Genomic DNA, 24,396 nt, shown 5'->3' on the forward strand with positions numbered 1-24,396 from the left:
TTATTTGCCCCAGCTGTCCTTCAGCGTGGTCACGCGGTTGAACACCGGCTTGCCCGGTTGCGAATCCACGCGGTCGGCCACGAAGTAGCCGTGACGCTCGAACTGGAAGCGCTGGTCGGCGACAGCGTCCTTCATGCCCGGTTCCAGGTAGGCGGTGACGGTTTCCAGCGCGTTCGGATTCAGCGCGGCCTTGAAGTCCTTGCCGCCGGCGTCCGGCTGCGGTTCCGTGAACAGGCGGTCGTACAGGCGCACTTCGGCTTCGAGCGCGGTAGCCGCGCTGACCCAGGTGATATTGCCCTTGACCTTGTAGTTGTCGGCGCCCGGCGTGCCCGATTTCGAATCCTCGAAGTACTTCACGTGCACGGCGGTCACGTTACCGTTTTCGTCCTTGTCGAAGCCGGTGCACTCGACCACGAAGCCGTACTTCAGGCGCACGCGCGCGCCCGGCTGGTCGCCGACGGGCGGAGTGAAGCGGTGGTAGCCCTTGGTCGGGGTTTCCATGAAGTCTTCCTGCTCGATCCACAATTCGCGCGTGAACGGGAAGGTGCGCATGCCCATCTCCGGATGGTGCGGGTGGACGGGCGACGAGCACTCGACGGATTCGCCTTCCGGGAAGTTGTCGACGATGAGCTTCAGCGGACGCAGCACGGCGATCGCGCGCGGCGCCTTGGGGTCCAGGTCGTCGCGCAGCGCGCCTTCCAGCGTGCTCATGTCGATCCAGCCGTCGGCCTTCGAGACGCCGATGCGCTCGCAGAACAGCTGGATCGATTCCGGCGTATAGCCGCGGCGGCGCAGGCCGACGATGGTCGGCATGCGCGGGTCGTCCCAACCCGTCACCACGCCCGTGTCCACCAGCTCGCGCAATTTACGCTTTGACGTCACCACATAGGTCAGGTTCAGGCGCGCCATCTCGTACTGGCGCGGCACCGGACGCGGGAAGAAGCCGCCGTCGGCCAGGGTCTCGACCAGCCAGTCGTACATCGGGCGGTGGTCCTGGAATTCCAGCGTGCAGATCGAATGGGTGATGTTTTCCAGCGCATCCGAGATCGGGTGCGTGTAGTCGTACATCGGGTAGATGCACCAGTCGTCGCCGGTGCGGTGGTGGTGCGCATGGCGGATGCGGTACAGGGCCGGATCGCGGTTGGTCATGTTGGGCGAGGACATCGCGTCCTCGCTCATCTTCGCGCGCAGGATGTGTTCGCCGTCCTTGTACTTGCCGGCCTTCATGTCGCGGAACAGCTGCAGCGACTCCTCGACCGGGCGGTTGCGGAAGGGCGAGTTGGTGCCCGGCGTGCCGAAGTTGCCGCGGTTCTTCGCCATTTCTTCCGGCGTCTGGCTGTCCACATAGGCCTTGCCTTCGCGAATCAGGTACTCGGCCATCTCGTACAGCTTGTCGAAATAGTCGCTGGCGTAGTGCAGGTACTCGCCGTCGCCCTGTTCCCAGGTGAAGCCGAGCCACTTCACGGAATCCATGATGGTGTCGACGTATTCCTGGTCTTCCTTCTCCGGATTGGTGTCGTCGAAGCGCAGGTGGCAGCGGCCCTTATAGTCGCGCGCCAGGCCGAAGTTCAGGCAGATCGACTTGGCGTGGCCGACGTGCAGGTAGCCGTTCGGCTCCGGCGGGAAGCGGGTGATGACGGGCGGCATCCCTTCGCGCGCATGGGTGCCCGCCGCCAGGTCTTGCTCGATGATGGCGCGCAGGAAGTTGGACGACGGTGCATGTGCCGTCGCCGGCTTGTTCTTTTCAATACTCATGGAAACAGTTTGAGATGGTTGTGGCGGACATTCTACCGTAACGCAGCACGACGCTCCCCTCTATGTGGCGGAACGCACGGTCGGAAGCAGGCGACGATTACATACTTGGGGCAATCCGGTCAATACGCAAGGCTCATCATGAAAACCCTCGCCACCCATCCCGAGCTGGTGCGCGCCTGGCTGCTGGCCCTGGCCGGCATGCCCATGCCCAAGCTGCCGGCGCCGCAGGAAGCGCGTCCGAACGTTGCGCCGCCGGTGCAGCCATATCGGCGCTGAAACCCGCCGCGGGGTGCTGCTCGCCACCTTGCCGCTTTATAGTGGATAATCTCGCCTTTGCCCTTTTTGCGGCCCTGCCGGGAGAATTCCAAGTGGAAAATTTATACGCGATCCTGGGCGTCGCGCCGAACGCGAGCGACGACGAGATCAAGAAGGTCTACCGCTCGCTCGCGATGCGCTACCACCCGGACCGCAACCAGGCGCCGGGCGCCGACGCGCGCTTCAAGGCCGTCGCCAAGGCCTACGAGGTGCTGTCGGACCCGGTCAAGCGGGCCGAGTACAACCAGAGCGTCAACCACCGCATCGTGCTCGATGCCGAGGCCGAGGCCTTCGAGCTGTGGCGCTCGCTGTTCGCGCTGAACGGCGTGAACCTCCAGAACTGAACCAGGAAACCCAATGAAAAACGTACATCCCGAATTCTCCTTCCAGTCGCGCGAACTGGAAGGGCAGATCGAGGGCACGCTCGGCGACCCGCCCAACAAGAAAAACTACGACATGATGGTCAATGCCCTGGTGTCCGAATACGCCAGCGGTTCCGGCATCGACGACGTCAACCTGATGGCCTTCGCCCTGGTCGACTGCATCAAGTTCAAAGACCCGAAAGGCCTGCTGCGCGAGGCCGCCGACTACGAAGGCGACGACCCCACGCGCGTGTTCGCCATGGCCGAATGCAGCAGCGACGAAGGCGCCGCCATGTACGAATCGATGACGGCGAACCACCCGGAACTGGCGCGCCAGGCCATCATCACCGCCTTCCTGTACAAGAACCAGGGCCGCTGGGACGACGAGGACCGTTCGCTCGACCGCCTGGCCGAAGGCGACGAGGGTGACGACGACGATATGGAAGACACGGCCGCCACCGACGACTTCACCCAGCTGTTCGATGCCGATGGAGAGCGCGAATGAGCGACGACAACAAAGCCAACCTGCCCGCGCTGAGGCAGCAGGTCAGCGAACTGGTGCTGGCCGGCTCGCTCGAGCACGCCGAAGAGGCGTTCTCGCAGGCGGCCGACGAGCATGGCGATTACGCGGTGGTCGAGGTGCTGGCGACCCTGCCGCCGCAGGTCACGGCGCTGCACCTGTCCGGCTTCGACGGCGCCAAGACCTCGCTCGCGACCATGCTGGTGCCGCCCAAGGCCTGGGCCGACAGCCTGGCCTACATCGCCGCGACCTGGCCCGACAACATGATCGAGGACGACCCCGAGCGCATCGCCGAGAACCTGTTCAACCACGTGCACGGCATCGTCTACGCGTCTGACGACGAAGACCGCCGCCACGAACTGCTGCAGGAAGCGTCCGCCACCGACCACGGCGCCACCGTGTTCGCGATCCTGTGGTCGCTGGCCCCGCGCGAGATCCTGGAACTGGCCGGCGAGATCCTCTCCAAGGGCCGCTACGTGACCGCCCAGACCAGCGGCGACAGCGACATCGCGCCGCTCGCCGTCGACCTGGCCAAGGCGACCGAGGACGGCTGGGAACGTTCGCTGCTCGAGCTGTTCCCGGACTTCCGCCACAGCGCCGAGATGGCCGACGTCGAGCTGCCGGACGATCCGGACGAGGAATCGGACTTCATGCAGCGTTCCACCCGCGAACTGCTGTACCGCCTGCGCAAGCAGGTGCCGTCGGTGCGCAGCATGCCGCGCCGCGGCAGCCGCCGCAGCATGGGCACGGACATCTTCTCGTGAGCGGAGGCCAGGGAACCATGCTGCCCGCCATCGTCATCGAGAAGCCGCCGCTCCTGGTGCGCGCCATCAAGCTGATGGCGGAAGAGGCCACGCCGGACGAAGCCGCGATGCTGGCCGACGAACTGGCCGGCATCACCGCCATGGTGGCCGAGAAGTTCACCAACGACCGCACCGCCGAAGGCATCCAGCGCGCCCAGCTGCTCACCGTCGGCGGCGTGTCGCTGGGGCTCGAGCACTTGCTGGACACCGAGGATGATCTCGACGCGCTCGACATCCTGATCGAGGAGGGCGCGGAACTGGTGTTCCAGCAGGGCTTCCGCCTGGTGAAGGATCTGTCGGCGATGCCCGAGGACAGCCTGGTCGGCGAATACGACGTCGACCCGATCTATTCGCAGCGGCGCCTGAAGGAACTGTTCATCGACCTGTGCACGGCCGACCCGGGCGAATCCTGGTCCGGCTACGAGCGCTACCTCGGACAGCTCAAGCAGCGCCAGGGCGTGCAGGCCATCGTGCGCGCGGCCCAGTGGCTGCGCCGCCACCACTACGAAGGGCCGGTGCAGGACCCGGACCTGAACGCCGAGGGCGTGATCGCGCTGGCGATCATCTTCGCGGTCGAAGGCGGCGGACGCATCACGGCGCGCACCGGGCAGAAGGAGTTCGAGCGCCTGGTGAAATCGGTGCGCAAGAACGATCCGGACTTCGAGGCCGGCTGGGCCGCCCTGATGGCGCAAGTGCCGAGCGCGCACCAGGCGGTGATCGCGGAGCGCATCGCCACCTACCGCGAGCACTGCACGGTCCTGCAGAGCATCAAGACCAAAGCGACCATGAAGCAGCTCTTCACCGAGCTGGAAAACTACGCCGGATCGGAGCTCGATCCGGACCTGCCTTGATGGATCGTTCGTGAGCCAGGGGCGCGGGCCGATCGCGGCGGGCAGCACGGAATACCGCCGCATCAACCGCGCCATGGCCTTCGGCGGCTTTTCCGTCTTCGCGCTGCTCTACTGCGTCCAGCCGCTGATGCCGCTGCTGGCGCAGGATTTTCGCCTCACTCCCGCCCAATCGAGCCTGGCCCTGTCGGTGTCCACCGCGGCGCTGGCGGTGGCGCTGCTGGCCTCCGGCAGCGTGGCAGAGCGCATCGGGCGCAAGCAGCTGATGGTCGCGTCGATGACGGGCGGCGCGCTGCTCACGCTCATCTCCGCCTTCACCTTCGACTACACCCAGCTGGTGGCCGTGCGCGCGCTGCTCGGCCTGGTGCTGGGCGGCTTGCCGGCGGTGGCCATGGCTTACCTGAGCGACGAGGTCGAAGGCGCGTCGCTGGGCCACGCCATGGGCATGTACATCAGCGGCTCGGCCTTCGGCGGCATGAGCGGGCGCGTGCTGTCCTCGGTGATCAGCGACTTCGTCTCGTGGCGCGTCGCGGTCGGTCTGTTGGGGGCGGCGGGGCTGTATGCGGCGTGGGAGTTCTCGCGCAGCCTGCCGGCCTCGCGCCATGCGGGCGCGCCGCGCGCCAAGGGGCCGGGCTTCGTCGACGGTCTGCGCCGGCATCTGTCGGACGCAGGGCTGCCCTGGCTGTTCGTGCTGCCCTTCCTGCTGATGGGCTGCTTCGTCAGCCTGTACAACTACATCAGCTACCGCATGCTGGGGGCGCCCTTCCACCTGAGCCAGAGCGCGGTGGGCGCGGTGTCGCTGCTTTACCTGCTCGGCATGTTCAGCTCGATGTGGGCGGGCAAGCTGGCCGACCGGCTGGGACGGCGCAACGTGCTGTGGCTGTTCATGTGCGTGATGATCGCGGGGCTGCTGGTCACGCTGGTCGAATCGGTGCTTGCGATCGTGCTGGGCGTCGGCCTGGCCACCTTCGGCTTCTTCGCCGCGCACTCGGTGGCCAGCAGCTGGGTCGGCCGGCGCGCGAAGGCGCCGCAGGCGCTGGCCTCGGGCATCTACCTGTTCTGCTACTACCTGGGCTCGAGCGTGGTGGGGTGGTTGACCGGCTACCTGTGGGAGCATTGGGGCTGGCCGGGCGTGGTGGCGCTGCTGGCGGCGCTGCTCGGCGTGGGGCTCGCGATCGCGCTGCGGCTGCGGCATTTGCGGCCGGCCGCGGCGCCACCCGCCCAAGTACTCGACTAGAAATAAATGTGAATTTTGGCAAACAGAACCGGATGCGGTGCAAGGCGGCGAGTGCGCCGCAGTGCGAGCACTGCAAGCAGGAGCCAACGCAGCAACGCGCCGGTTATGGCAGCCAAAAACACATTTATTTCGTGGCGAGTACTTAGCGCTATTTCAGCTCGCGCACGCGCACCAGCAGGCGCAGGACCGAGTAGGGCATGATCAGGAAGTAGGCCGACAGGATCACGCCCAGCGCGATCAGGGAAGGTGTCGACAGCTGCTGCGCGAGTTGCTGCTTGTTGGACGTGACGATCATGATGAAGAGCGGCAGCGAGGTGCAGACCAGCACCGACAGCAACTGCTTGAACTTGCGGGCTTTCGAGGCGTTGTCGGTGAACAGCTCCGGCGCGCGGCCATCGACCGCCTTCGTGGCCCAGTACTGCCAGCCGACCGTGGTCGCGGCCAGGGTCCAGCCGGCGTCCTGCATCAGCTGGCGGTAGGACGCGTCCTCGTTCGCCTGCGAGAAGTCGACGCGGTAGACGATATCGGCCGGCGCGCCGCGGCGGAAGGTCCACCTGCAGAAGGGGTCGACGTCCGCCAGGTGCAGGCCCTGCCGCGCCATCGAGCGCAGCCAGGCTTCCTGTTCCTCGTCCTGGTGGGCAAAGAAAAACTTGAACTTCCTGATCGTCCCGCTCACGCCGCTTCTCCCTGTTTGCTATGTGTAAGTGCGAACTGTCCGTTGCGCACCATGGTTTCCAGGCGCCGCACCTGTTCGGCCAGCACCAGCCGTCCCTTGCCTGTGAGGCCATAGATCTTGCGCCGCTCGACCTCGCTGACCTTCTCGATCAGGCCCTGTTTTTCCAGGGCCGAGAAGGCGCCGTACAGCGTGCCCGGCCCGACGACCACCTGGCCTTCGCTCATCGCCTCGACCTTCTGCATCAGCGCGTAGCCGTGCAGGGGTTCCTGAAGGGCGGCGAGGACGTAATAGGTCGCTTCCGATAGCGGCAGGTATTTCGTGTAGTTGATGTCCAAACCGGCTTCCTGTTTTATAGCGTCGTTCGGTATATCGAGTAACGATATAGTAGCAGGGTGCCTTGCGATGTCAACGAATTATCGAGACCGGCTGCAAGTTATGCGGAATGCGTAATTTCAGCGGCGGTCACAGCGGCGCATCCGATCTGCGGGACAATGCGCGACCTCCACGTTTTTCGCTTCGCCTTCATGCTGCGCCCACCGCTCATCGCCTTCTGTTTCGCCACGCTGCCCACCTACGCCCAGACGAGTTCCACCCCACCCGCCAACACGACCGGCGCGCAGCCGATGCAGCAGGTCGAGGTCAAGGCCGGCGCCTACGATGCGCGCCGCGACGACACCGCCAGCAAGATCGTCGTCACCAGCGAAGAGATCAAGCGCTATGGCGACACTTCGGTGCTCGACGTCTTCAAGCGCCTGCCTGGGATCACGGTCAGCGGCGCGGCGGGCCGGGGCGGCGGCGAGGTCCGGATGCGCGGCCTGGGCAGCGGCTACACGCAGATCCTGATCAACGGCGAGCGTGCGCCGAACGGCTTCTCGATCGACCAGCTTTCGCCCGACGTCATCGAGCGCATCGAGGTGCTGCGCGCCGCCAGCGCCGAGTTCTCGACCCAGTCGATCGCCGGCACCATCAACATCGTCCTCAAGAAGACGGTGCGCAATGCACAGCGCGAGTTCAAGCTCGGTTTCGGGAAAAGCCGCGACGCCAGCAACCCGAACGCCAGCCTGCAGCTGTCCGACCGGGTGGACGGCATGTCGTATTCGATCGGCGCCAACGCCACAGTGTTCGACTTCGACCGCGGCTCGCCGGTCGAGGAAAGCCTGGTCGCGCCGGACGGGCGCGTGGCGATGCTGCGCCGGACCGACGCGCGCGACCGCGGCACGCCCTACAGCCTGAGTCTCGCGCCGCGCCTGAACTGGACGCTGGAGCAGGGCGACACGATCACCTGGCAGTCGCTCGTGAACGCCAACCGCAACAGCTACGACGGCTACGCGGTGACCGGCACGCTGCTCGGCCAGGCGCCGCAATACGACGTGCGCGACACGTCGAGCCGCGGCAGCAATGCGCTGCTGCGCTCCGACCTGAACTGGGTCCACGACATGGCGGGAGGCGCGAAACTCGACGTCAAGCTGGGCGTGAACGGCATGCGCAACCGCGGCACCTGGCGCGAGCACGACGACAGCCTGGGCGCGCGCGGCCGCGACGCCGTGGTGCTGAGCCGGACCTCGGAGCGCGGCCTGTCCTCGACCGGCAAATATTCGACGCCCTGGCGCAAGGACCATGCGCTGTCGATGGGCTGGGATGGCGGCACGCTGCTGCGCAAGGATGCGCGCATCGAGGACGAGGCATTCCCGCGCAGCGGCCGCACCGTGCACAGCGACGAGCGCTACGAGGCGCGCGTGCAGCGCCTGGCCCTGTTCGCGCAGGACGAGTGGAACGTCACGTCGCGCTGGTCGATGTACGCGGGCCTGCGCTGGGAGGGACTCGAGACGCGCAGCGAAGGCAATACCTTCGAAGCCACCACCAACCGCAGCACGGTCTGGAGCCCACTGGCGCAGACCCTGTACAAGCTGCCGGACAGCCGCGACCAGCTGCGCCTGGCCCTGACCCGCACCTACAAGGCGCCGTCCGCCAACAGCCTGGTGCCGCGCCGCTTCACCACCCCCAACAACAGCCAGACCGACCCGGACTTCCGCGGCAATCCGGACCTCAAGCCGGAACTGGCGACCGGCATCGACGCCTCGTACGAACATTACTGGGCCGAGAAGGCGCTGCTGAGCGCGAGCGTGTCGGTGCGCCGCATCGGCGACTACACACGCCAGGGACTGGTGTTCGAGAACGGCCGCTGGATCCAGACGCCGGTTAACGACGGGCGCGCGGACACCCGCAGCCTGGAGCTGGAAGCGAAGTTCCCCTTGTCGGCGGTGGCGCACGACGTGCCGGACCTCGATCTGCGCGCCAGCGTCTCGCGCAACTGGTCGCGCGTGGAAGCGGTGCCGGGTCCGGACAACCGCCTGGACCAGCAGACGCCGTTCTCCGGCACGCTGGGCCTCGATTACCGCGCGCCTGGCGGCAAGCTCAGTGCCGGCGCCAGCTTCGCCTTCCGCAGCGGCGGACCGGTGCGCATCAACGTCGAACAGTGGGCCTGCCAGAGCGCGCGCCGCGACCTCGACCTGTACGCGCTGTGGAAGGTCGATCCCCGGTACCAGGTCCGCTTCGCGCTCTCGAACCTGCTGGGACAGGACTTCCTCAGCGACGCGCGCTACGTCGATGCAAGTGGCGTCCTGCGCCGCAGCAGCGCCTTCCCTGGCAGCGCGATGGCGCGCCTGACGCTGGAGGCGCGGTACTGAATTTTCTGCTGCGTCACGTGGGACGCGTGCTCAAGAGCCGGTCCCGCCGTCGAGGTAATAGCTGAAGCTGCGCATGCGTTGCTGCGCCGGATCGTATTCGGCATCGAACACGCAGCGCCAGCCGTCGCGCACGTCCAGGAAGGTCTCCGACAGGTAGGCGGTATCGGCATGTCCGAACGCGCAGTAGCCGTAGAGCCGGACGATGCGCTGGCCGTCGACGGTCTCGCCGCGGAACTGGATCGCCTGGTCCGGCCGTGGCGGATCGAAGTCCGGGTTCCCCGCCAGGCGCACCTTGAGCAGGCCTGCGATGCGCTGCAAGGTCGTCAGCGGGACTTGCCAGGTCCCTCCGCGCACCTCGTACCAGGTCGGCATCGGGCTGACGGCTTGCGGCGGCTTCGGCACCGGGCGCTCGTGGATCCAGCCTGGCGGGAAGCCCCCGGCGTCCTGGGCGTGGACCGGGGCGCTCGCCACGCCGGCGCAGGCAATCAGCAGGGGCAGGATGCGAAACGGCACGGCGCGGTTCTCCAGGATAGGATGGGTTGGGTGAAGCCCAGCATACCGGATTATGCGGGTGCGAGGGCCGGTGCGGGCAAACAGCCCAGGCCCGCCAGGGTACGCTCGACCGCTTCATCGAGCGGCGTGCGCGGCTCGATGCCCAGTTCCGCGACGAGGCGCGCGTTGTCGAGCCGCAGCGGCTCGCGCCACAGGTAGCGCATCTCGAGCAGTTCGCGCATGGTGGTGTGGAAGGGCGCCAGCAGGGGCGCCACCCACCACGGGAAGCCCTTGATGCGGGCCTCGATCCCATGGCGCGCCGCCACCCGCTGCACGGCGCGCGCCAGTCCCTCGCCGTCTTCGTCCCAGTAGCCTTCGAAGTGGTAGCGCGCGAACGGTGCGAGCGTGGCGCGGCGGTGGATCAGCGCCACCATGGTGGCGGCGAGGTCGGGCAGGTAGGCCCAGCTGTGGCCGACGCCGGCGCGGCCCGGGTTGGCGATGCTGGACGGCGCCTGTCCAGGTTTGACCAGGCCCTGGGCGAACCAGCTGTTGCCGGCTTGCGGCCCGAAGAAGTCGCCGGCGCGCACGATCAGCACCCGGCCGCCGCGCGCGGCGTGGGCCGCGAGTGCTTCTTCCATCTCGACCCGCAGCGCGCCCTTGCGCGTCAGCGGGCGCTGGGGCGCATCCTCGCCCACGGCCGGAAAGGCGTCGGGACCGTAGTTGTAGACGGTGCCGGGCAGGACCACCAGCACGCCGTTCTTCTGCGCCGCCGCGATCGTGTTGCGCAACATCGGCACCACCTGCTGGGCCCAGTTGCGGTAGCCGGGCGGGTTCACGGCGTGGACGATCACCGCGCAGCCCTGCGCGGCGCGGGCCACGTCGGCGCCGGCCAGCGCGTCGCCCTGCAGCCATTCGATGCCGTCGGCCTGCGCCGGCGGGCGGCGCGACAGCGCGCGCACCCGCCAGCCGGCCTGCAGCAGCTGGCGCGCCACCTCGCCGCCGATGCCGCCGCTCGCGCCCAGTACCAGTGCCAGTTCCTGTTTCATGCTTGCCTCCTTCGTTGACGATGGAGCCATGTTGCGGCATGCTGGGGTTAAATGGAATTGCATACCATATACCAGCATCCATGCAAAAATGTATAGGAGGGGAGGGTGGCGTCGAACATCGAATGGGAGCTGTATCGCTCTTTCCTGGGCGTGATGCGAGAAGGGTCGCTGAGCGGCGCGGCGCGTGCGCTGGGCGTGGCGCAGCCCACGGTCGGACGTCACGTCGCGGCGCTGGAAAGCGCGCTTGGCCTGGCGCTGTTCACGCGCTCGCAGACCGGGCTGCTGCCGACCGAGGCCGCGCGCGCCCTGCAGCCGCATGCGCAGGCGATGGAGAGCATGGCGGCGAGCCTCGAGCGCACGGCGGCCAGCTACGGCGACGGCGTGCGCGGCATCGTGCGCGTGACGGCCAGCGAAGTGATCGGCATCGAGGTGCTGCCGCCGGTGCTGGCCGGCCTGCGCGCACGCTACCCGGACCTCGCCGTCGAACTGGTGCTGTCGAACCAGGTGCAGGACCTGCTGCAGCGCGAAGCCGACGTCGCGGTGCGCATGGCGCGGCCCGTGCAGGCGCAGCTGGTGGCGCGCCGGGTCGGCGCCGTGGTGCTCGGCCTGCACGCGCATTCGGATTATCTGGCGCGGCGCGGCACGCCCGCCGACATGGACGCGCTGGCGCGGCACGACCTGATCGGCTACGACCGCCCGACGCCCTATGCGCGCGAGGCCTTGAAGCGCTGGCCGCAGCTGGGCGGGCGCATGGCCTTCGCCACCGACAGCGACGTCGCCCAGCTGGCGCTGATCCGCGCGGGCGCCGGCATCGGCATCTGCCAGGTCGCGCTGGCGCGCCGCATGCCGGGCCTGGTGCGGGTGCTGCCGGAAGGCTTCGGTCCCGGTCTCGACACCTGGGTCACGATGCATGAAGACTTGCGCGACAGCCCGCGCTGCCGGGTGGTGTTCGACGCGCTGGTGGAGGCATTGGAAGAGCATGTAAAGGCCGGCGTGTCCTAGTATTGCACCGGCGCGGCCGTGGGCTTACACTCGACCTGCAAGCAGTGCCCCGAGAACGAAGAAGGGAGTCGCCCGCATGTCGAAACTGGAGACGCCGCAGCCGGCGCAGCCCCCGCTCGAAGAACTGATTCATTCCGCCGTCGACCTGGCCCGCGTCTGCATGCGCATGGACGTGGCCTTCGTCAGCGAATTCAAGGACGGCCGGCGGGTGTTTCGCCACGTCGTCGCCCCGGACGGAGAGGCGCCCGTCAAGCCCGGCGACTCCGACCGGCTCGATGAAAGCTACTGCCAGCACGTGGTCGACGGCACCATTCCCGCCATCGTCGACGACAGCCACGTCTACCCGGTCCTCAAGCGCCTGCCCGCCACCGAGGCGATGCGGATCCGCGCCTACCTGGGCGTGCCGATGTGGCTGTCGGACGGCTCGGTGTACGGCACCTTCTGCTGCTACAGCCGCATGCCCAGCTTCACGCTGACCGATGCGGACGTGCAGGCGATGACGCGCTTCGCGGAGCTGATCGCGCGCCTGCTGGAAAACCGCGTGCTCGCCGAACGCGCCATCGCCTCGAGCCGCGAACGCCTCGGCAGCGTGATCGACGGACGCCTGCTGGGCATCGTCTACCAGCCGATCGTCGACCTGGCCGACGGCAGCCTGCTCGGGGTCGAGGCGCTGGCGCGCTTTCCGACCGAGCCCGAACGCGGCCCCGACCTGTGGTTCGAGGAAGCGCACCGGGTCGCGCGCGGCGCCGAGCTGGAACTGCTGGCGATCGAACTGGCCGGCGCGCGCCTGGCCATGCTGCCGCCGCACGCCTACCTGGCGCTGAACGTGTCGCCCGCCACCATCCTGTGCGGCAGCCTGGCCGCACGCCTGGCCGGCGTTCCCTTGGCGCGGGTGGTGCTGGAGATCACGGAACACGCGCCGATCGGAGAATACGCGGCGCTGGCGGACGCGCTGGCGCCGCTGCGCGCGGCCGGCCTGCGCCTGGCGATCGACGACGCCGGCTCTGGCTACGCGAGTTTCCGCCACATCCTGCAGCTGCAGCCCGACATCATCAAGCTCGATCGCAGCCTGATCCGGGACATCGACAGCGACGCCGGCCGGCGCGCGCTGGCGGCGGCGCTGACCGGCTTCGCCAAGGCGACCGCTTGCCGCGTGGTGGCGGAAGGGATCGAGACGCCCGCCGAACTGGCGACCTTGCGCGCGCTCGGCGTCGATGCCGGCCAGGGCTGGCTGCTGGGGCGTCCCGCCGCCATCGGCTGACCCTCTTACCGCGCCGCGTTGCGCTTGACGACGGCGCCGGCCTGGATCACCACCGCTGGCGCCTCCAGCAGGCGCACGTCGGCCAGCGGGTCGCCCTGGATCGCCACCAGGTCGGCCACGCGGCCCGCTTCGACCACGCCGACGTCCTGGCGCCCGAGCGCCTCGGCGGCGTTGACGGTGGCGGCCTGGATCGCCTGCAGCGGCGTCATCCCGTATTTCACCATCAGCGCGAACTGGCGCGCGTTGTCGCCGTGCGGGTAGATGCCGGCGTCGGTGCCGAACACCATCTTCACGCCGGCCGCATGCGCCTTCCTGAAATTCCGGCGCTGGATTTCGGTGACTTCGCGGTCCTTGCGCAGGTTGTCCTCCAACACGCCGTTCTTCTTGCCTTCAAGCTCGGTGTAACTGCCGTTGTAGATGTCCATCGACAGCCAGGCGCCGTGCTTCTTGGCCAGCAGGATGCCTTCGTCGTCGATCAGGCTCGCATGCTCGATGGTCGCCACGCCGGCGCGGATCGCATCCTTGATGCCGGCCGCGCCGTGGGCATGGGCCGCCACCTTCAGTCCCCACTGGGCCGCTTCCTCGACCGCGGCGCGCAGCTCGGCGTAGTTCATCTGCTGCTGCCCCGGCTCGGTATTGCGCGAGAAGACGCCGCCGGTGGCGCACACCTTGATCACCTGCGCGCCGTACTTGCGCAGCGCGCGCACCGACTTGCGCACCTCGTCGGGGCCGTCGGCGTTGTAGGGGTTCTTCTCTTCCATCGAGGGCGGGAAGTAGGTGCTGTCGCAATGGCCGCCGGTGGCGCCGAAGGACCAGGCGGCCGGGATGATGCGCGGCCCGCGCACCTTGCCGGCGGCGATCGCCTGGCCCAGGCCGACGTCGTTCCAGTCCGAGGCGCCGACGTTGCGCACGGTGGTGAAGCCGGCGTCCAGCGTGCGGCCCGCGTGCACGACGGCGAGCGCGGACCAGAAGCGGTCGTTGTATTCGAGGTAGCTGTAGCCGCCGTAGGTCGGGTCGGCATCGAGGTGCACATGCATGTCGATCAGGCCCGGAAGCAGCGTCATGCCGGGCAGGTCGATGCGGGTGCTTGTGTCGCCGGCCTGCTGGGTGGTGGCATCGGGCTTGATGCTGACGACCTTGCCGTCGCGGACCAGGATCTCGGGACGCGCGACCATGCGGCCGCTGCGCACGTCGAGCAGGCGCTCGGCGGTGATGATGACGTCGGCGGCCTGGGCGCTGCCGCAGGCGAATGCGATGGCGGCCGCCAGGAGGCGTGCTCCTTTCATGGTATCCCCTTGCTGTTTATTTTTTGCAACTTTATACAGCGTTCGGGCGGGCGCGTCCATACTCGGCCGACCCGCGCTTGTCCCTCGCACCGCAGGAAAGCGGCACTTGATATCGTTGGCAGGAAGACTAAAGTGGATGGTTCCAGCGGAGTCGCCGCGTTACTTTCAGGAGGTCATCATGTTGCAAGCCGCCGAAATCCAGCAACGTTTCAGCCAGATCCAGCAGACCATCAACCAGGCCGAGGAAGTCACCCGCAACGACCAGGGTGCGCCCAGCGAGATTCGCGATTGCATCCAGAAGATCGCCCACGAAATGCCGCAAGCCCAGCGCGTGATGCAGTCGAACGACCAGTCGCGCATGGTCGAGTGCATCGATCGATTGGAAGAGATGGGTGATGAAGCAAAACGGATGTGCCGCAGCCAGCAGCCGTCGCCGCAGGTGGCGTCGGTGGTGACGCGGGTGCATGATGTGCTGTCGGACTTGAAGCACCAGTTGCATTGAACCGTCACGCGGGCGGGTCGCCCCGTCCGCGTTACAAAATCCCCTTGGCGCGAAGGGCGGCGATGTCGGAGTCGCTGCGGCCGAGCACATCGCGCAGCACTTCATCGGTATGCTGGCCGAGCAAGGGCGGCGCCTTGTCGCTGGTCGCCGGCGTCGCCGACATCCGGATCGGATTGCGCACCAGCTTGACCTTGCCCGCACTCGGATGCGGCAGCTCGATCGCCACCTCGCGCGCCTGCACCTGCTCGTTGGCGAACACCTCGCCGATATCGTTGATCGGCCCGCACGGCACCCCGACCGACTCCAGCAGCGCGATCCATTCGTCGCGCGGCTTCTGCTTGACCATCTCCGCCAGCAGCGGCACCAGCACGTCGCGGTTCTTCACGCGCAGCGGATTCGTGGCGAAGCGCGGGTCGCTTCCAAGTTCTACGCGGCCGCCGGCTTCGACGAACTTCTGGTACTGCCCATCGTTCCCGGTCGCGACGATGATGTGCCCATCCGCGCAGGCAAAGGTCTGGTAAGGCACGATATTCGCATGCGCATTGCCCCAGCGCTTGGGCGGCTTGCCGCTGTTGAGGTAGTTGCTACCCATGTTCGCGAGCATCGCCACTTGCGTATCGAGCAGCGCCATGTCGATGTGCTGGCCCTTGCCGCTGCGGTCGCGGTGCGTGAGCGCCGCCAGCACGGCGACGGTCGCGTACATGCCGGTCATCAGGTCGGTCAGCGCCACGCCGGCCTTTTGCGGCCCGCCGCCGGGCAGGTCGTCGCGTTCGCCGGTCACCGACATCAGGCCGCCCATGCCCTGGATCAGGAAGTCGTAGCCGGCGCGGTGCGCGTACGGCCCATCCTGGCCGAAACCGGTGATCGAGCAATACACCAGGTCCGGCTTGATCGCCTTCAGGCTGTCGTAATCGAGACCGTAGCGCTTCAGGTGCCCGACCTTGAAGTTTTCCAGCACCACGTCGCAGTGCTTCACCAGTTCGCGCAGCAAGGCCTGGCCTTCGCCGCTGGCGATATCGACCGTCACCGAGCGCTTGCCGCGGTTGGCGGACAGGTAGTAGGCCGCTTCGCTGGTGTCGTTCCCTTGCTCATCCTTCGCGTACGGCGGCCCCCAGGCGCGGGTGTCGTCGCCGTTGCCGGGCCGTTCGATCTTGATCACGTCGGCGCCGAGGTCGGCCAGGTTCTGCGAGCACCAGGGGCCGGCGAGCACGCGCGAGAGGTCGAGCACGCGGATGTGGCCGAGCGCCGTCGGCAGGGGAGAAGCGTTGGTCGTCATGCCGGCGATTATAGCTGTCCGCGCGCGATGGTCCGCACCGAACGCGTGCCTGGCTTGAGCGCTGCGTCGATCAGGTCGAGCGCGCGCTGCGGCTGGGCGTCGCCGCACATGAAGATGTCGGCCGCCGCGAAGCCGTGTTCGGGCCAGGTGTGGATCGAGATGTGCGACTCGGCCAGCAGCAGCACGCCGGTCACGCCCATCCCTGGCCCGAAGGTGTGGAAGTGGCCGTGCAGGATGCGCGCGCCGGCCGCCACCGCCGCCGTGCGCAGCAGCGCGTCGATCGCGTCGGCATCGACCAGCAGGGCGGCGTCGATGCCGGCCAGGTCGGCCAGCAGGTGGATGCCGGCGGGGCGGTGCGCCATGCTCACTTGTGGCCGCCGCCCGAGTAGCCGCCGCTGCCGCCGCCGTAGCTGTGGCTGCGCCAGCTGTTGCCGCCGCCGGTGCGGGCGCTGGAGGCCATGCTGACCCAGCACACGATGGTGGTCACCAGCGTGACGACGATGGCGTAGAAGAGAAAGTGTCGGTTCATTTCCTGGAAGGGAAGAGCAGCGCCGGCAGGAACAGGGCGAGTATGCCGAGCACCATCCAGAACGTCGTTCCGAAGAAGTTGAAGATGAGCGGGATGAAGTTCAGGCCCAGGATCCAGAGCAGGGCGCGCCAGGCGATGTCGCTCTGGCTCAGCGGCCCCTTCGCCGCCGCCCTGGCTTGCGCAGGTGCGGCCAGCTTGAACCAGGTGCGCACCTGGTCGTCGGCCACCGGGGAGGAGCGCGACCAGCTCAGCTCTTCATCCGTATATTCGGCGGCCAGGCCGTTCTGGCCATGTTCGTATTCGGCCACCTGGACCATGTCGCCGGCCTGCACCCGCCAGTTGAAGGCGCCCGCCACGTGCACCACGCGCGCCGGGTACACCCAGGTGCGCTCCCACGATACGTTGTCCACCTGGACCGTCTGCATGGAAGGCAGCGGCGGCGTCGGCCAATCGTCCAGCACCTGCGAGCGCGACCAACCCTCGTCGGTCTCCACCAGCCAGATGAAGGGTCCCGCGGTCGAGTACAGCAGGTATTCGTTCCAGGCCTCGCCCTCGTCGTCTTCGCGCCGCATGGCGCCCAGCACGCGGTATTCCAGGCCGCCGATCTTCGCGGTCGCGCCCAGCTCCAGGGTATAGCTCACGCGCGCGTTGCGCTCGCCCTTGAGCAGCACCTCGACCTTGGGCGAGGCGGCGTCCAGCGGCGTCGCGCAGTTCGGGCACACGCAGCTGGTGGCCAGGCCCGGCACGTAGCGGATCGACGAGCCGCACGCCGGGCATTGCAGCACGTCGACCCGGCCGCGGTACTTGCCGGCGCCGGCCTTGATCGCCTGGTCGTCGCGCAGCAGCTGGCATTTCATTCCCTCCAGCGTGACGGCGGCGCCGGCGTAGAGCAGGGGAGGCGTGCCGTCGGAATAGTCGAGCGTGGCGAAGCTCGGCCCGCGCCGGAAGTCGGCCACGCGCGCTTCCCAGCCCGGCCCGACCTTGAAGGGCAGCTCGCCCTGGCCGCCGGTGCACTTCGCCACGCGCTTGTCGGAAGCGACATACGGGCCGAAGCCGATGTCGTACTGCCTGGTCACCTCGATATCGTCGAACGTGGGCAGGTTCGCGGCCGCATCGCGCCTGGTGGTCATCGTGTACTGGCCGGAAGCATCGCCCAGCCAGCCGTCCGCGCCGTCGTCGAACAGCACGTACCACTCGTTCCACATGCCGGCCTCGAAGCGCAGCTGGATGCGGCCGACCACGGTGAAGCCGCGCCCGCCGTGCATGCCCGCGGTGCCGACCTGGATGCGCGAATAGTCCTCCAGCACCTCGGACATCTTGCCGAGGTCACGGACCGCGTCCGCCTCCTTGACCACGGTCGCACGGCAGTACTCGCACACCGCCATCACGGAGGCGTGCGAGCGGAAGGCGACCGGCGCGCCGCAGGAAGGACAGGAAACGTTCTGCATCAGCCGATCAGTTTTTTCAGGAGCTCGGCCTTGGTGCTGTCGTAGTCGGTCTGCGAGATCAGGCCCTTGTCGAGCAGGCCTTTCAGTTTCGCCAGGCGGTCCTCGATCGATTCGGCGCCAGCCGGCACGGCAGCCGGCTGCGGCGGCGCGAACGCCCCCTGCATGCCCTGGGCCATGGCCTGGCCGATCGCGATGCCCGCGCCGGCGCCGGCGCCGATGCCGGCGATGCCGCCTTCGTTCTGGGCGGCCAGCGGGATGCTGCTCGCGACCTGGAACTGGGTGAAGCCGCCGATCTTGTCGGCGCCCAGGCTGGCCTTCATGCCGGCCGAGATGCGTTCGTCCAGCGCCGACTGCAGTTCTTCCGGCAGGCTGACGCTGGCGACGTTGAATTCATCCAGGCCGATGCCGTAGCGGGCAAAGGCGGCCACCAGGTCGCCGCGGATCTGCTGCGCCATCAGGGTCTGGTTGGCGGCCATGTCGAGGAAGGCGATTTTTGACGCGCCCAGCGAATTGGCCATGGTGGCCAGCATCAGGCCGCGCAGCTGGTCCTCGACCTCGTCGCGCGTATAGGCGGCGCGGGTGCCGCTGATCTCGGTGAAGAACAGGCGCGGGTCGGCGATGCGGTAAGAATACATGCCGAAGGCGCGCACGCGGATCATGTCGAAGTCCTTGTCGCGGATCGTCACCGGCTGCGGCGTGCCCCATTTGCGGCCGGTCTGCACGCGCGTGGAGAAGAAGTACACGTCCGACTTGAAGGGCGAGGCGAACAGCTTGTCCCAGTTCTTCAGGTTGGTCAGCACCGGCAGGGTGGAAGTGGTCAGGCGGTGGGTGCCCGGTCCGAACACGTCGGCGATGCGGCCTTCGTCCACGAACACCGCGACCTGCGACTCGCGCACCACCAGCGTCGCGCCGTTCTGGATTTCGAAGTCCTCCATCGGATGGCGCCAGGCCAGCACGCCTTCGCCTTCCTCGTTCCACTGCAGGACGTCGAGAAACTGCTTCTTGATGAATGAGCCGATAGACATGATGGTTCCTTTATGCGTGCGGAATAACTTCTGGTATCAGGAGATGCTGCCTGCGTTGACCAGGCCGATCGACAGCGAGATGGAGCCGAGCAGGATGCCGAAGCCGATGTTGTTGTGTTCGATCTGGTCCTTGGACATGCGCAGCAGGCGGGTGGCGACCACGAACACCAGCACCTGGATCAGCATGGCCAGCGCGGCCCAGCCGGCGAATTCATAGTAGTCGTCGGTGTGCATCAGCGCCGAGGCGATCGTCACCGAGAAGCCGAGCAGGGTGCCGCCCAGCGAGGCCGCGGCGGCGCAGTTCCCCTGGCGGATCAGCAGGATTTCGTCGTAGGGCGTGACCCGCGTGTACACCACAAAAAATGCCAGGACCAGCGCGATCGCCGTCGCAAGATGCAGCACATAGTTTAGGATGGCGGGCACAAGTCTCTCCAGAAAAGTAAGAAATCGCAGCAGCGATCTTAAGACATAAGTTGTTCGATGACCAAAAAAATTCTCATACTGTCGGTATTCGTCGTCGCCTCCTGCGGCCTGGCCTATGAACTCATCGCCGGCGCCCTGTCCAGCTACCTGCTGGGCGATTCGGTTCTCCAGTTCTCCACCATCATCGGCTGCTACCTGTTCGCGATGGGCGTCGGCGCCCACTTCTCGAAATACGTGCGCGACGAGGACGTGCTGTCGCGCTTCATCGACATCGAACTCGCGGTCGGCCTGATCGGCGGCCTGTCCGCCGCGGTGCTGTTCATGACCTTCACCTGGATGGGCGCGCCGTTCCGCACGGTGCTGTACGTGACGGTCTTCATGATCGGCGCCATGGTCGGCATGGAGGTGCCGCTCGTGATGCGCGCGCTGAACGAGCGCCGCACCGAATTCGCCGAGATCGTCAGCCGCGTGCTCACCTTCGACTACCTCGGCGCGCTGGCCGTGTCGCTGCTGTTCCCGCTGGTACTGGCGCCGCACCTGGGCCTGGTGCGCACCGGCTTCCTGTTCGGGATGCTCAATGTCGGCGTGGCGCTATGGACCCTGTACGTGTTCCGCGCCGAATTGAGCGACCTGACCGCCAAGGCGATCCGCGCCGGCCTGGTGCTGTTCACGCTGGTGCTGGGTTTCGGCTTTTCGGACAAGATGGTGGAGTGGGGCGAGCACGGCCTGTTCGGCGACGAGGTCGTGTACTCGACCACCACGCCCTACCAGCGCCTGGTGATCACGCGCTGGAAGGACGACCTGCGCCTGTACATCAACGGCAACCTGCAGTTCTCCTCGCGCGACGAATACCGTTACCACGAAGCCCTGGTGCACCCGGCGCTGCAGACCTTGCCGTGGGCGAAGCGGGTGCTGGTGCTGGGCGGGGGCGATGGCCTGGCGCTGCGCGAAGTGCTGCGCTACGGGCACGTGGAAGAAGTGACCCTGGTCGACCTCGACCCCGCCATGACGCAGGCCTTCGCCAACCGTCCCGAGCTGGTGAAACTGAATGCGAACGCCCTCAACGACGAGCGCGTGAAAGTCGTGAACAAGGATGCGGCGATCTGGCTGCAGCAGGAAGCCGGCATGTACGACCTCGTCATCGTCGACTTCCCCGACCCGTCCAGCTTCGCCCTCGGCAAGCTGTACTCGGTGCCGTTCTACGGCCAGCTGCGCAAGCACGTGGCGGCCAACGGCCTGATCGCGGTGCAATCGACCTCGCCTTACTTCGCGCCGAACGCCTACTGGACGATCGAGGCCACCTTGCGCGAAGTGGGCCTGCAGACCTGGCCCTATCACCTGTACGTGCCCTCGTTCGGCGAGTGGGGCTTCATCATGGCCTCGCCCCAGGGCCGCTACGCGCCTCCCACGAACTACCGCCTGCCGATGCGCTACTTGAATGGAGAGACCACGCGCGCCATGTTCGTCTTCCCGCCCGACATGGCGCGCCGCAAGATGGCGCCCAACCGCCTGGATTCGCAGTCGCTGGTGCGCGAGTTCGAGGACGACTGGCGCCAGGTGATCCGCTGATGGACCGTCGTTCCTTCCTGCTCACGGCCGCCGGCGCCGGTGCGGCCGGCCTGGCGACGGCGGCGGGATTCCAGCGCTGGCAGGAGATCACGCCCTCGCTGCATTACCCCGGCCGCAGCGATGGCCACTTCCTGCGCGATCGCGGCGCGCTGCCGCCGCCCGCGCAGGTGCTCGACACCGACGTCGTCATCCTCGGCTCCGGCATCGGCGGCCTGAGCGCGGCCTGGCAGCTGGACAAGCTTGGCCACGGCGACTACCTGCTGCTCGACGGTCCGGAAGCCTTCGGCAACGCGGCCGGCAGCCGCTATGGCGACCTGGCTTGTCCCACGGGCGCCCACTACCTGCCGCTGCCCGGACCCGAATCGACCCACGTGCGCGCGATGCTGGCGGACCTCGGCATCCTGCTGCGCGATCCCGATGGGGAGAAGCCGTATTACGACGAGCGCTTCACCCTGCACGGACCTGAAGAACGCCTGCTGCGCGACGGCGTCTGGCACGAAGGCCTGGTGCCGCACGACGCCCAGGACGCGGCCCAGCACCAGCGCTTCTTCGACCAGATGGCGCGCCTGCGCTACGCGCGCGGGAAGGACGGCCGGCGCGCCTTCGTGTTCCCGCTGGCCCTGTCCTCCAGCGACCCGGCCTGGACGCAGCTCGACCGCATCAGCTTCGCCCAGTGGCTGGACGAGCAGGGCTACCGCTCGGCCACCCTGCGCTGGTATCTCGACTACTGCTGCCGCGACGACTACGGCGCGGGCCTGGCGCGCGTCTCGGCCTGGGCCGGCATCCACTATTTCGCTGGCCGCTGGGGCCAGGCCGCCAACGCCGGCGAGAACGCGCTGCTGACCTGGCCGGGCGGCCTGGCGCCGCTGGCCGAGGCGCTGGCGAACAAGGCGGGGCCGCGCCGCCGCGCGGGGACGGCGGCATCCGTGCGCGAAGTGGACGGCCGAATCGAGGCCCTGTGCTTCACGCATCAAGGCGGCCAGCCGCGCACCTTCCTGGTCCGCGCGCGCCGCGCGATCTGCGCCATGCCCCTGTTCGTGGCCAGCCGCGTGGTCGAGGGCATCGAAGGCTACGGCTTCGATCCGAAACGGCATTTGCCGGACTACGCGCCGTGGATGGTGTCGAACTTCCTGATGCGCGACTTCCCGCGCGAGCTGCCCGAAGCGGTTCTAGCCTGGGACAATGTGGTGTACGGGGGCAGGGGACTCGGCTACGTCGTCTCGACCCACCAGGACATCCGTTCGCGACCGCCCGAGAAGACCGTGTTCACGGCCTACACGGCGCTGTCGCAGCGCACGCCGCTGGAGGCGCGGCGCTGGCTGCAATCGGCGACGCTGGCCGAGCTGCTGGACCTCGCCGCCAGCGACCTGAGGCAAGCCTACGGCTGGACCTTCGCGCCCTGCGTCGAACGGGTCGACATCACCTTGCGCGCGCATGCGATGGCGGTGCCGCAGCCGGGTTTCCTGGGCAATCCAGGCCTGGCCGCCCTGCGCGCAAGCACCGGCCCGATCCTGTTCGCGCACGCCGACCTGTCCGGCTTGTCGGTGTTCGAGGAAGCCAGCTGGTGGGGCTGCCAGGCGGCCCGGCGCGCGGCGGCTTGAACATGCGGCGGCGCTGAGGTAAGGTCAAGGCATGGACTCCACACCGAATCCCTTCGACCAGGGTGGGCAGGCGTATGCCCGGTTCCGGCCCGAATATCCCAGGCAGCTGGCGGCCTTCCTCGCATCCGTCGCGCCCGAGCGGCGGCTGGCCGTCGACGTCGGCTGCGGCAACGGACAGCTCACCAGGCTGCTCGCGCCATACTTCGACCAGGTCGTCGGCCTCGACCCAAGCGCCGACCAGATCGCGCATGCCGTGCCGCAGGACGGGGTCGAGTACCGCTGCGCGCCTGCCGAATGCCTTCCCTTGCCGGACGGCGGCGCAAACCTCATCACCGCCGCCCAGGCCGCGCACTGGTTCGACCTGCCGGCCTTCTACGCCGAAGCGCGCCGGATCGCGGCGCCGGGCGCCATCCTGGCGCTCATCAGCTACGGCGTGATGCGGCTGGAGCCCGCGCTCGACGCGCGCTTCCACGCCTTCTACCGGGACGAGATCGGGCCCTTCTGGCCGGCCGAGCGCAAGCTCGTCGACTCCGGCTACGCGACCATCGACTTTCCCTTCGAGGAGCTGGAGCAGCCGGCACTGGAAATCCGCCTCGCATGGGACCTGCCGGCCTTCCTGGGCTACCTGTCGACCTGGTCGGCGGTGCGTGGCGCGAGGGAGGCGGGCCGGGAAGCCATCCTGCTCGACTATGCCGATGATGCAAGGGCCGCCTGGGGCGATCCCGCCCGCAAGCGTACGGTGTCCTGGCCGATCAATATGCGCATCGGCAGGCTGGGCAAGGCCACGGCGCCCGGCACCGAGGGCTACGCCGAAGCGGCCGAATGGCTGATTCCGCGCTTTGAGAGCGTCGCCTTCGAAGAAAAATACCGCGCGGTGCTGTACCTGCTGCCGATCGAGCCGGGCAGGGTGCTGGACATCGGCGCCGGCACCGGCGCGGACGCCGCCTGGTTCGCCGCGCACGGACACGCCGTGACGGCGGTCGAACCCGTGGCTGCCTTGCGCAAAGCCGGACGCGAACTGCATCCGTCGTCCGGCATCGAATGGATCGACGACAGCCTGCCGGCGCTGGCCAGGCTCGCCGAACGCACCGAGGCCTACGATCTGGCCGTGATGAGCGCCGTGTGGCAGCACCTGGACGCCGCCGAACGCGCGGCGGCGATGGCGGCCATCCTGCCCTTGCTGAAACCTGGCGCGGTCCTCGTGATGTCGATACGCCATGGTCCGCCGCCGCCCGGTCACAGGAGCTTCGATGTCTCCCCCGAGCAAACGATCGGTCTCGCCGCCGCGCAGCACGCGCACCTGCTGATGGCCGCGCAGCTGCCGTCGGTGCAGGCGCCCCACCGCGATGTGGGCGTCACCTGGTCGTGGCTGGTCTTCCAGAAGAACGATTCCGACAGTCCGGGCATGTGCTTGAGACCGTAAACCGGTCAAGAACAGCATGCCGCCTGTCGGCCGCCGCGACGCTGCGGCTCCGCGGTCATCGCACCGTGGCCGGGTGATCGGGCTTCTCAAGGAGCAAAGTGTCCTGCTCCATCGATATTCAATTTTTTCGACGATAGATTCCGAAATTATCCGTTTTTCAATGTCGTTCGGGCCACGCATAATGGCTTCATCGCATCGAGCACAGGGAGAAGCGGCCAGCTAGTCCGGTAGTTTCCGAGTGTTCGATGATTCCGATCAATCGGATCGACGATGATGCGAAAGAAGAATGCCAGCCCGAATCGAACCACTC

Annotated in this window: 25 protein-coding genes; 13 read left to right on the plus strand and 12 right to left on the minus strand. The window is 67.6% G+C overall.

Features of this window, described 5'->3' with window-relative positions; all coding sequences use genetic code 11:
- The gene (locus tag LQ564_RS14990) at nucleotides 1-1,755 is read right to left on the minus strand and encodes a glutamine--tRNA ligase/YqeY domain fusion protein (RefSeq protein ID WP_231058899.1); all 1,755 of its coding nucleotides are present in this window, start codon (nucleotides 1,753-1,755) and stop codon (nucleotides 1-3) included.
- 138 nt (nucleotides 1,756-1,893) lie between these two features.
- Between LQ564_RS14990 and LQ564_RS14995 the strand changes: the two genes are divergently transcribed.
- The 6 genes from LQ564_RS14995 to LQ564_RS15020 all read left to right on the plus strand — a co-directional run bounded on the left by LQ564_RS14995 (nucleotide 1,894) and on the right by LQ564_RS15020 (nucleotide 5,840).
- The gene (locus LQ564_RS14995; protein ID WP_231058900.1) at nucleotides 1,894-2,031 is read left to right on the plus strand and encodes a hypothetical protein; all 138 of its coding nucleotides are present in this window, start codon (nucleotides 1,894-1,896) and stop codon (nucleotides 2,029-2,031) included.
- 92 nt (nucleotides 2,032-2,123) lie between these two features.
- Entirely contained in the window at nucleotides 2,124-2,414 is a 291-nt protein-coding gene (locus LQ564_RS15000; protein ID WP_231058901.1) for a DnaJ domain-containing protein, read from the plus strand.
- A gap of 13 nt (nucleotides 2,415-2,427) precedes the next feature.
- Entirely contained in the window at nucleotides 2,428-2,937 is a 510-nt protein-coding gene (locus LQ564_RS15005) for a hypothetical protein (protein ID WP_231058902.1), read from the plus strand.
- On the plus strand, nucleotides 2,934-3,716 hold the full coding sequence (locus tag LQ564_RS15010) for a hypothetical protein (protein WP_231058903.1): 783 nt from the start codon (nucleotides 2,934-2,936) through the stop codon (nucleotides 3,714-3,716). The genes LQ564_RS15005 and LQ564_RS15010 overlap by 4 nt, the downstream gene beginning before the upstream one ends.
- Nucleotides 3,717-3,733: 17 nt before the next feature.
- Nucleotides 3,734-4,606, plus strand: a complete 873-nt coding sequence (locus LQ564_RS15015) for a hypothetical protein (protein WP_231058904.1) — start codon at nucleotides 3,734-3,736, stop codon at nucleotides 4,604-4,606.
- Between the two features lie 10 nt (nucleotides 4,607-4,616).
- A complete protein-coding gene (locus LQ564_RS15020) occupies nucleotides 4,617-5,840 on the plus strand; it encodes an MFS transporter (protein WP_231058905.1) in 1,224 nt (407 codons plus the stop codon).
- 148 nt (nucleotides 5,841-5,988) lie between these two features.
- Here LQ564_RS15020 and LQ564_RS15025 read toward each other — a convergent pair whose 3' ends face one another.
- Both LQ564_RS15025 and LQ564_RS15030 read right to left on the minus strand, forming a co-directional pair.
- A complete protein-coding gene (locus LQ564_RS15025) occupies nucleotides 5,989-6,516 on the minus strand; it encodes a DUF2812 domain-containing protein (protein WP_231058906.1) in 528 nt (175 codons plus the stop codon).
- Nucleotides 6,513-6,851: a PadR family transcriptional regulator gene (locus tag LQ564_RS15030; RefSeq protein WP_231058907.1), complete on the minus strand. Its 339-nt coding sequence runs from the start codon at nucleotides 6,849-6,851 to the stop codon at nucleotides 6,513-6,515. The genes LQ564_RS15025 and LQ564_RS15030 overlap by 4 nt, the downstream gene beginning before the upstream one ends.
- Before the next feature lie 156 nt (nucleotides 6,852-7,007).
- Here LQ564_RS15030 and LQ564_RS15035 point away from each other — a divergent pair, with 156 nt between their 5' ends.
- Complete coding sequence (locus LQ564_RS15035; protein ID WP_231058908.1) at nucleotides 7,008-9,203, plus strand: TonB-dependent receptor plug domain-containing protein; 2,196 nt, start codon at nucleotides 7,008-7,010, stop codon at nucleotides 9,201-9,203.
- A 30-nt stretch (nucleotides 9,204-9,233) separates the two neighbouring features.
- On the opposite strand, the gene LQ564_RS15040 is transcribed toward LQ564_RS15035, so the two are convergent.
- Entirely contained in the window at nucleotides 9,234-9,716 is a 483-nt protein-coding gene (locus LQ564_RS15040; RefSeq protein WP_231058909.1) for a hypothetical protein, read from the minus strand.
- A 50-nt stretch (nucleotides 9,717-9,766) separates the two neighbouring features.
- The gene (locus LQ564_RS15045; protein ID WP_231058910.1) at nucleotides 9,767-10,741 is read right to left on the minus strand and encodes an NAD-dependent epimerase/dehydratase family protein; all 975 of its coding nucleotides are present in this window, start codon (nucleotides 10,739-10,741) and stop codon (nucleotides 9,767-9,769) included.
- Nucleotides 10,742-10,846: 105 nt separating this feature from the next.
- Between LQ564_RS15045 and LQ564_RS15050 the strand changes: the two genes are divergently transcribed.
- Both LQ564_RS15050 and LQ564_RS15055 read left to right on the plus strand, forming a co-directional pair.
- Nucleotides 10,847-11,743: a LysR family transcriptional regulator gene (locus LQ564_RS15050; protein ID WP_231058911.1), complete on the plus strand. Its 897-nt coding sequence runs from the start codon at nucleotides 10,847-10,849 to the stop codon at nucleotides 11,741-11,743.
- Nucleotides 11,744-11,819: 76 nt separating this feature from the next.
- Nucleotides 11,820-13,004 (plus strand): sensor domain-containing phosphodiesterase, encoded by a 1,185-nt coding sequence (locus LQ564_RS15055; protein ID WP_231058912.1) that lies wholly within the window; start codon nucleotides 11,820-11,822, stop codon nucleotides 13,002-13,004.
- Between the two features lie 5 nt (nucleotides 13,005-13,009).
- On the opposite strand, the gene LQ564_RS15060 is transcribed toward LQ564_RS15055, so the two are convergent.
- Nucleotides 13,010-14,290: a Xaa-Pro dipeptidase gene (locus tag LQ564_RS15060; RefSeq protein WP_231058913.1), complete on the minus strand. Its 1,281-nt coding sequence runs from the start codon at nucleotides 14,288-14,290 to the stop codon at nucleotides 13,010-13,012.
- Nucleotides 14,291-14,468: 178 nt separating this feature from the next.
- Here LQ564_RS15060 and LQ564_RS15065 point away from each other — a divergent pair, with 178 nt between their 5' ends.
- Nucleotides 14,469-14,792: a hypothetical protein gene (locus LQ564_RS15065; protein WP_231058914.1), complete on the plus strand. Its 324-nt coding sequence runs from the start codon at nucleotides 14,469-14,471 to the stop codon at nucleotides 14,790-14,792.
- Between the two features lie 31 nt (nucleotides 14,793-14,823).
- Here LQ564_RS15065 and LQ564_RS15070 read toward each other — a convergent pair whose 3' ends face one another.
- From LQ564_RS15070 to LQ564_RS15095, 6 genes are read right to left on the minus strand one after another with little or no spacing between them, the layout of a single operon-like run.
- Nucleotides 14,824-16,068, minus strand: a complete 1,245-nt coding sequence (locus LQ564_RS15070) for a CaiB/BaiF CoA transferase family protein (protein WP_231058915.1) — start codon at nucleotides 16,066-16,068, stop codon at nucleotides 14,824-14,826.
- Between the two features lie 8 nt (nucleotides 16,069-16,076).
- Nucleotides 16,077-16,430: an adenosylmethionine decarboxylase gene (gene speD / locus LQ564_RS15075; protein ID WP_231058916.1), complete on the minus strand. Its 354-nt coding sequence runs from the start codon at nucleotides 16,428-16,430 to the stop codon at nucleotides 16,077-16,079.
- A 2-nt stretch (nucleotides 16,431-16,432) separates the two neighbouring features.
- The gene (locus LQ564_RS15080) at nucleotides 16,433-16,597 is read right to left on the minus strand and encodes a hypothetical protein (protein WP_231058917.1); all 165 of its coding nucleotides are present in this window, start codon (nucleotides 16,595-16,597) and stop codon (nucleotides 16,433-16,435) included.
- Nucleotides 16,594-18,045: a DUF4178 domain-containing protein gene (locus LQ564_RS15085; protein WP_231058918.1), complete on the minus strand. Its 1,452-nt coding sequence runs from the start codon at nucleotides 18,043-18,045 to the stop codon at nucleotides 16,594-16,596. The genes LQ564_RS15080 and LQ564_RS15085 overlap by 4 nt, the downstream gene beginning before the upstream one ends.
- Nucleotides 18,045-19,070: an SPFH domain-containing protein gene (locus LQ564_RS15090; RefSeq protein ID WP_231058919.1), complete on the minus strand. Its 1,026-nt coding sequence runs from the start codon at nucleotides 19,068-19,070 to the stop codon at nucleotides 18,045-18,047. The genes LQ564_RS15085 and LQ564_RS15090 overlap by 1 nt, the downstream gene beginning before the upstream one ends.
- Before the next feature lie 36 nt (nucleotides 19,071-19,106).
- Nucleotides 19,107-19,493 (minus strand): DUF350 domain-containing protein, encoded by a 387-nt coding sequence (locus LQ564_RS15095; RefSeq protein WP_231058920.1) that lies wholly within the window; start codon nucleotides 19,491-19,493, stop codon nucleotides 19,107-19,109.
- Between the two features lie 57 nt (nucleotides 19,494-19,550).
- Between LQ564_RS15095 and LQ564_RS15100 the strand changes: the two genes are divergently transcribed.
- From LQ564_RS15100 to LQ564_RS15110, 3 genes are read left to right on the plus strand one after another with little or no spacing between them, the layout of a single operon-like run.
- A complete protein-coding gene (locus LQ564_RS15100) occupies nucleotides 19,551-21,062 on the plus strand; it encodes a polyamine aminopropyltransferase (protein ID WP_231058921.1) in 1,512 nt (503 codons plus the stop codon).
- Entirely contained in the window at nucleotides 21,062-22,663 is a 1,602-nt protein-coding gene (locus LQ564_RS15105; protein ID WP_231058922.1) for an NAD(P)-binding protein, read from the plus strand. The genes LQ564_RS15100 and LQ564_RS15105 overlap by 1 nt, the downstream gene beginning before the upstream one ends.
- 31 nt (nucleotides 22,664-22,694) lie before the next feature.
- On the plus strand, nucleotides 22,695-24,086 hold the full coding sequence (locus LQ564_RS15110; protein ID WP_231058923.1) for a class I SAM-dependent methyltransferase: 1,392 nt from the start codon (nucleotides 22,695-22,697) through the stop codon (nucleotides 24,084-24,086).
- Nucleotides 24,087-24,396 lie beyond the last annotated feature (310 nt).

This window comes from Massilia phyllostachyos (genome assembly GCF_021044825.1).
GTDB classification, from domain to species: domain Bacteria; phylum Pseudomonadota; class Gammaproteobacteria; order Burkholderiales; family Burkholderiaceae_D; genus Telluria; species Telluria phyllostachyos.

What these genes read in the sequence shown, in the direction of transcription:
- LQ564_RS15080 (WP_231058917.1), bottom strand. Translation starts at nt 16,597, where the DNA reads ATGAACCGACACTTTCTCTTCTACGCCATCGTCGTCACGCTGGTGACC.
- LQ564_RS15100 (WP_231058921.1), top strand. Translation starts at nt 19,551, where the DNA reads ATGACCAAAAAAATTCTCATACTGTCGGTATTCGTCGTCGCCTCCTGC.
- LQ564_RS15060 (WP_231058913.1), bottom strand. Translation starts at nt 14,290, where the DNA reads ATGAAAGGAGCACGCCTCCTGGCGGCCGCCATCGCATTCGCCTGCGGC.
- LQ564_RS15010 (WP_231058903.1), top strand. Translation starts at nt 2,934, where the DNA reads ATGAGCGACGACAACAAAGCCAACCTGCCCGCGCTGAGGCAGCAGGTC.
- LQ564_RS15085 (WP_231058918.1), bottom strand. Translation starts at nt 18,045, where the DNA reads ATGCAGAACGTTTCCTGTCCTTCCTGCGGCGCGCCGGTCGCCTTCCGC.
- LQ564_RS15065 (WP_231058914.1), top strand. Translation starts at nt 14,469, where the DNA reads ATGTTGCAAGCCGCCGAAATCCAGCAACGTTTCAGCCAGATCCAGCAG.
- LQ564_RS15035 (WP_231058908.1), top strand. Translation starts at nt 7,008, where the DNA reads ATGCGCGACCTCCACGTTTTTCGCTTCGCCTTCATGCTGCGCCCACCG.
- speD (WP_231058916.1), bottom strand. Translation starts at nt 16,430, where the DNA reads ATGGCGCACCGCCCCGCCGGCATCCACCTGCTGGCCGACCTGGCCGGC.
- LQ564_RS15105 (WP_231058922.1), top strand. Translation starts at nt 21,062, where the DNA reads ATGGACCGTCGTTCCTTCCTGCTCACGGCCGCCGGCGCCGGTGCGGCC.
- LQ564_RS15090 (WP_231058919.1), bottom strand. Translation starts at nt 19,070, where the DNA reads ATGTCTATCGGCTCATTCATCAAGAAGCAGTTTCTCGACGTCCTGCAG.
- LQ564_RS15055 (WP_231058912.1), top strand. Translation starts at nt 11,820, where the DNA reads ATGTCGAAACTGGAGACGCCGCAGCCGGCGCAGCCCCCGCTCGAAGAA.
- LQ564_RS14990 (WP_231058899.1), bottom strand. Translation starts at nt 1,755, where the DNA reads ATGAGTATTGAAAAGAACAAGCCGGCGACGGCACATGCACCGTCGTCC.
- LQ564_RS15005 (WP_231058902.1), top strand. Translation starts at nt 2,428, where the DNA reads ATGAAAAACGTACATCCCGAATTCTCCTTCCAGTCGCGCGAACTGGAA.
- LQ564_RS15070 (WP_231058915.1), bottom strand. Translation starts at nt 16,068, where the DNA reads ATGACGACCAACGCTTCTCCCCTGCCGACGGCGCTCGGCCACATCCGC.
- LQ564_RS15045 (WP_231058910.1), bottom strand. Translation starts at nt 10,741, where the DNA reads ATGAAACAGGAACTGGCACTGGTACTGGGCGCGAGCGGCGGCATCGGC.
- LQ564_RS14995 (WP_231058900.1), top strand. Translation starts at nt 1,894, where the DNA reads ATGAAAACCCTCGCCACCCATCCCGAGCTGGTGCGCGCCTGGCTGCTG.
- LQ564_RS15015 (WP_231058904.1), top strand. Translation starts at nt 3,734, where the DNA reads ATGCTGCCCGCCATCGTCATCGAGAAGCCGCCGCTCCTGGTGCGCGCC.
- LQ564_RS15110 (WP_231058923.1), top strand. Translation starts at nt 22,695, where the DNA reads ATGGACTCCACACCGAATCCCTTCGACCAGGGTGGGCAGGCGTATGCC.